This window comes from Streptococcus sp. GMD4S (assembly GCF_000296955.1).
Genome location: NZ_AJRE01000454.1, coordinates 1 through 5008 on the forward strand (window position 1 = coordinate 1; position 5008 = coordinate 5008).

The 5008-nt window shown below is 40.4% G+C and carries 8 protein-coding genes; 6 read left to right on the top strand and 2 right to left on the bottom strand.

Going from position 1 to position 5008, the window contains the following annotated elements; all coding sequences use genetic code 11:
* From GMD4S_RS11365 to gggC, 3 genes are all read left to right on the top strand, one after another.
* The coding region (locus tag GMD4S_RS11365; protein WP_000330968.1) for an ATP-binding cassette domain-containing protein at positions 1-443 on the top strand (443 nt) is incomplete at its 5' end.
* Positions 444-458: 15 nt separating this feature from the next.
* Positions 459-1187 carry a hypothetical protein gene (locus GMD4S_RS11370; RefSeq protein WP_000498769.1) on the top strand — a complete coding sequence of 243 codons (729 nt, stop codon included), beginning with the start codon at positions 459-461 and terminating at the stop codon, positions 1185-1187.
* 127 nt (positions 1188-1314) lie between these two features.
* Positions 1315-2862, top strand: a complete 1548-nt coding sequence (gene gggC / locus GMD4S_RS11375) for a streptosactin export ABC transporter GggC (protein ID WP_000946536.1) — start codon at positions 1315-1317, stop codon at positions 2860-2862.
* A gap of 52 nt (positions 2863-2914) precedes the next feature.
* Here gggC and GMD4S_RS11380 read toward each other — a convergent pair whose 3' ends face one another.
* Both GMD4S_RS11380 and GMD4S_RS11385 read right to left on the bottom strand, forming a co-directional pair.
* Positions 2915-3610 (bottom strand): LrgB family protein, encoded by a 696-nt coding sequence (locus GMD4S_RS11380; protein WP_001288947.1) that lies wholly within the window; start codon positions 3608-3610, stop codon positions 2915-2917.
* The gene (locus tag GMD4S_RS11385; protein WP_000781327.1) at positions 3607-3981 is read right to left on the bottom strand and encodes a CidA/LrgA family protein; all 375 of its coding nucleotides are present in this window, start codon (positions 3979-3981) and stop codon (positions 3607-3609) included. Before GMD4S_RS11385 ends, GMD4S_RS11380 begins: the two co-directional genes overlap by 4 nt.
* A gap of 196 nt (positions 3982-4177) precedes the next feature.
* Here GMD4S_RS11385 and GMD4S_RS11390 point away from each other — a divergent pair, with 196 nt between their 5' ends.
* The 3 genes from GMD4S_RS11390 to GMD4S_RS11400 all read left to right on the top strand — a co-directional run.
* Positions 4178-4558 carry a MarR family winged helix-turn-helix transcriptional regulator gene (locus tag GMD4S_RS11390; RefSeq protein WP_000221641.1) on the top strand — a complete coding sequence of 127 codons (381 nt, stop codon included), beginning with the start codon at positions 4178-4180 and terminating at the stop codon, positions 4556-4558.
* A 97-nt stretch (positions 4559-4655) separates the two neighbouring features.
* Positions 4656-4877 carry a DUF4649 family protein gene (locus tag GMD4S_RS11395; RefSeq protein WP_000570263.1) on the top strand — a complete coding sequence of 74 codons (222 nt, stop codon included), beginning with the start codon at positions 4656-4658 and terminating at the stop codon, positions 4875-4877.
* A 15-nt stretch (positions 4878-4892) separates the two neighbouring features.
* Positions 4893-5008: thioredoxin family protein (locus GMD4S_RS11400; protein WP_008291446.1), on the top strand; the 116-nt coding region annotated here is incomplete at its 3' end.

The following is a 5008-nucleotide window of genomic DNA, read 5'->3' on the forward strand; positions in this document are numbered from 1 at the left end:
ATGAAGAGATGAAGGTTAAGGATGCTCTAACCTATTTTAAAACCTTCTATCAGGATTTCAATCTCGAAAGAGCCCAACACCTTTTAGCCGATCTCGGTATTGATGAAAACAGTCGCCTCAAGAAACTATCAAAAGGGAACAAGGAAAAGGTCCAACTCATCTTGGTTATGAGCCGTGAAGCCCGCCTCTACGTTCTGGACGAACCAATCGGAGGCGTGGATCCAGCTGCCCGTGATTATATCCTCAATACCATCATCAATAACTACTCACCAACCTCTACGGTGCTGATTTCAACCCACTTGATTTCAGATATTGAGCCAATCTTGGATGAGATCATCTTCCTCAAAGACGGAAAAGTCGTCCGCCAAGGAAATGTTGATGATATTCGTTACGAGTCAGGTGAATCCATTGACCAGCTCTTCCGCCAGGAATTTAAAGCCTAAGCAAAGGAGATTATTATGTTTTGGAATCTAGTTCGTTATGAATTTAAAAATGTCAATAAATGGTATCTGGCACTCTACGGTGCTGTACTTGCAATTTCAGTTTTGATTGGAGCTTTTATTAACAGTCTTAGCCAGAGTTACAATCCTAACAATGCTGCTTATTTCATCTTCTTTTTAGTACTAGTCTTTGGAGGACTCAGCGTCACTCTTTGGATTGCAACAATCTTTTTAATCATCCGAAGATTCAAGGGTAGTGTTTATGACCGCCAAGGGTACTTGACCTTGACCTTGCCTGTCTCTGAGCACCAAATCATCATCGCAAAACTTTTAGGTGGTCTTGTCTGGTCCATCTTAAGCTATATCGTCTTTATCTTGAGTATATTGATTATCTTCTTCTTAACACCAATAGAAAAAGACTTCACTGCTCTCTATAACTTCATTTCCCCTTACCTCAGCTACGGCTGGCTGTATGCCCTATCACTATTTGTCAGTTCTATCGCATGGATTTTATCCATCTACCTCTCCATCTCTATCGGACAACTCTTTAATGAGTATCGAACAGCTATGGGGATTCTAGCCTATATCGTCATTGCCATCGTCATTGGTTATGTTTCTCTCTTTTTCCGAATTGAAAATGACTTTAACATGATGATTGGTACAGAAATTCTGCGCGATCTCTTTTTATCAGCTATCTACTATCTCGGTACCTACTATATCTTGAAAAACAAGGTTAACTTGCAATAAGTTAAAGGTCTAGCGACTCTGTATCGCTAGATCTTTTCTTTTAGATATATTGTATGAAAATGTGGATAAAAAGGAGTATAATAATTTTAAAAGTGATTACTGTATATTGATAAGGAGGGAGCTCTTTATGCTTAGAACGTTTGTTGCAAAGAAACACTTAACACTTTACTTCTTTTCGATTGCAATCACATGGCTGGAAGCGATTATTACGCCAGCGCTCATTCAGAGTATCGTTGCTAGTTTTACCAATCAAGAACTGGAACTTCTTTGGAAAGTGTTGATTCTGGGAATCCTTGGAAACCTCATCCTCTTACTGGGGCTAGCTGGAAAACGCTATTACTACGCTCGTTTGATTACTGATTTCAGATATGGAATTAAAAGCGCTATTTTCAAGCGATTCCTCAGCGGTTATGATATTGATGAAAAGGATATTTTGTCTGATTTAGAAAACGACGTCAACCAGTTAGAAAAGAGCTATATTGAGCCAACCGTTATCATTATTTCTTCTCTTGGTTTCACAACCGTCTCCATTCTATATGCCCTGTGGACTAATTTTTACCTAGGCTTGATTTTTATTCTCTTCTACTCCGTCCCTGTCCTCTGTAGTGCCATCGGATCTAAGCGTTTAGATTCACTTTCTGAAAAGCGGTCCACTATTAACCAGAGCTACTTATCAAGCTTGACAAATTTTATTGGCGGTAGCCAACAGATTCGTCATTATCAGGGACAGGACTTCTTTTTTGCTCGCTATCAAAATCAGTTACAGACTAGTTTGGATGCGGAAATACGATATGAGAAACAACGTACCCTAAACAGTCTCTTTATCAATAGCATCGATGCCTTTTGCTCCGTTGCCCCTATTGTCATTGGCGGTTTTATGACCTATTATGGTTATTTAAACGCAGCTAGTTTTGTAGCCATTTATCTCGTTTCTCATAATATTGGCTATCAATTCCAAGAATTAGCCTACTTTACTAACACCCGAAAAGCAACTCAATACCTCTGTGAAAAGTACCAAGTACTTTTCACAAATTCTAGTCCTATTTCTACTAGCACCTTCCAAAACATTTATCCCGTCCAACTAGAGAATATCTCTCTAGAAAAAGAGGGACAGGTCCTTTTATCCCCTCTTTCCATGCACATCAAGAAAGGAGAAAAGATTGCCATTATCGGTGAAAGTGGCTCTGGAAAAACGACTTTACTCAATATCATTCATGGAGAGTTGGCTGCGACCAGTGGACGGATTGCATTTGCTGGCCAAAGCCTATCACGCCAAGAAATCACGAGCGTTAGCTCCTATATCCTCCAAGATAGCCATTACTTTGACACGCTGTCTCTGGAAGACAATATCCTTCTAGGAATGACTAAAAAGCAAGAAAGGTTGAATCATATCCTCAAGACAACTGGTTTAGAACATTTGAAAAATCGAACTCTTAGCAACGATAGCCTGTCTGGTGGCGAGAAACAACGACTCGAAATCGCTCGCGCGCTCTATCACGACAGCCAACTCATCTTGGCTGATGAGATTAAGGCCAATCTTGACTTAGAGAATAGCAAAAAGATTAGCGACCTCCTCTTCTCGCTACCTCAGACAGTCATTGAAGTCATTCACCATTATACAGACGAGGACTTAAAACGCTACGACCAAGTCATTCATTTAAGCAAAGAAAAGTAAATCCTTACAAAATAAAATTGGAAAAAAGCAAGGAACTCAGCTTCCTTGCTTTTTAACTCAATATCAAACTGGCTACGATGGGGCTGACAAAGACGTAGAGAATACCAGTGACACCGATAGCCAAGCCACCCATGGCTCCTGCTACCGATCCGTATCGAAAGGCGGTTCCCGTTCCGACAGCATGACCTGTTCCTCCAAGAGAAAGTCCCACAGCCACTGGGTCATCGATCTTCAACCATTTCAAAAGGGTTGGTCCGATCACACTGGTCAAAATGCCAGTGGCCACTACGACGACCAAGGTCACAGTCGTCAAACCTTGCAATTTTTCTGTAATCCCCACTGCCATAGCGGTTGTCACTGACTTGGGAAAGAGAGAAATAGCTAGGAAAAAGTCCATGCCAAATATTTTCGCTACTATGGCAGTAAAGCAAGTATTGACAACTACTGCTAACAGACTACCAAAGAGAATACTGCGAGCATGGTGCTTCATCAAGTGAAAACTCTTATAAAGCGGAATCCCTAAAGCCACTGTTGACGGAACAATCAAATTGTTCAGATAAACCCCACCTTGGTAGTAATCTTGGTAAGAAATCCCCGTCAGCTTTAGAAAAATGATAATGAAAACAGCCGACAAAAGCAAGGGCGTTGTCAATGGATGGGGAAAACGTCTGTAAATCAGCATCCCCACTAGATAAGCAAGGATAGACAGGGCAAGCCCAAACAGGGGATTGGAAACAAATTCACTCATTTGGCATCTCCTTTCTCATAATCTCCCTCAAATCGTCTCTTAATGAACTGAACTACCACGGCTATGAGGATAATATTGATGACAGCTGCAAAAAAGACAATCAAAACGATGGGCAGGAGATAGGGAGCAATCACATCAAACTTCTCCATTATTCCCACTGCTGGTGGCAAAAAGAGAATAGTCATATTGGCCAGCAAGAAATTCCCCACCATGTTGACATGTCTGGTTCTCAGCCACTTGAACTGTAAGGCTAGAAAGAGAATAATCAAACCGATAATACTGCCTGGGATAGGCAGATGAAAGAAACTAGAAATTCCCTCACCGATCAATGAAATCACAAAGAGAATCATTAATTGAACATATAATTTCATTCTAAACTCCACGAAATAGACTTCTTGCATACCAGTTTACTCTTTTTTCAGAAAATTTCAAGGAAATATTGCAATTCTTCTCTCTTGCACGGATTAGTTAAAAGTAGTATAATCATTGCATGCGCAATCATCTTGTATTGCAGAAACAGTCACTAATGACTTTGTGATTTTTACTTTGAAAAGAAAGGAGAAAGCAATGACCTACTTAGAAAAATGGTTTGACTACAACCGCCATCAAAAAGAAATGGAAGCCTTGTTGGAAGAAACTATTGCCCAGCAGAGTGAACAAAGGCTGAACTTGAAAGAGTTTTACCTGCTCTACTATTTGGATCTAGCCGATGAAAAATCCTTACGACAGATTGATTTACCCGATAAACTCCATCTCAGTCCGAGCGCTGTTTCTCGAATGGTGGCACGATTAGAAGAGAAAAACTGCGGTTTGCTTAGTCGCAGATGTTGCGATCAGGATAGACGGGCTAGTTTTATCTGCCTGACTGACGAGGGACAAACCACCCTAGCTTACCTGCAAAAAGCCGTCGAAGAAAGACTGGAAACGAGTCTTGATTTCATTTCTTAATCAGATTTTTTAAAAAAGTTGCGTGCGCAATCATTTTTCTTGACATTCCTCTTTTCAAGGAGTACAATAAAGTCAAGATCGAACAAAGGAGTTTTATATGATCGAAATTACTTATCTAGACGCCAGTAAGCAAGAGAGAACCATGACTTTCGAGTCTTACCAAGACTTTGAACGTTCTCAACACGCCTGCCTCATCGGCGTTGCTGATTACTATACTGTCCAAAAATTAACCTACAATGGTCATGATTTGGACTACCATGGGACTTATGGAGATGTTTTCTTCTATCTCATGAAACAAGATTTAAGCCAATATAACTAAAAAAGGAGAAATACAATGGCAAAAGCAATTACAGATGCAACATTTGAACAAGAAACAAAAGACGGTTTGGTCTTGGTAGACTTCTGGGCAACTTGGTGTGGTCCATGTCGTATGCAAGGTCCAATCTTGGA

Bases quoted from the DNA above. Each gene is read 5' to 3' on its own strand.
- GMD4S_RS11370 (WP_000498769.1), top strand. From the start codon at position 459: ATGTTTTGGAATCTAGTTCGTTATGAATTTAAAAATGTCAATAAATGG.
- gggC (WP_000946536.1), top strand. From the start codon at position 1,315: ATGCTTAGAACGTTTGTTGCAAAGAAACACTTAACACTTTACTTCTTT.
- GMD4S_RS11380 (WP_001288947.1), bottom strand. From the start codon at position 3,610: ATGAGTGAATTTGTTTCCAATCCCCTGTTTGGGCTTGCCCTGTCTATC.
- GMD4S_RS11385 (WP_000781327.1), bottom strand. From the start codon at position 3,981: ATGAAATTATATGTTCAATTAATGATTCTCTTTGTGATTTCATTGATC.
- GMD4S_RS11390 (WP_000221641.1), top strand. From the start codon at position 4,178: ATGACCTACTTAGAAAAATGGTTTGACTACAACCGCCATCAAAAAGAA.
- GMD4S_RS11395 (WP_000570263.1), top strand. From the start codon at position 4,656: ATGATCGAAATTACTTATCTAGACGCCAGTAAGCAAGAGAGAACCATG.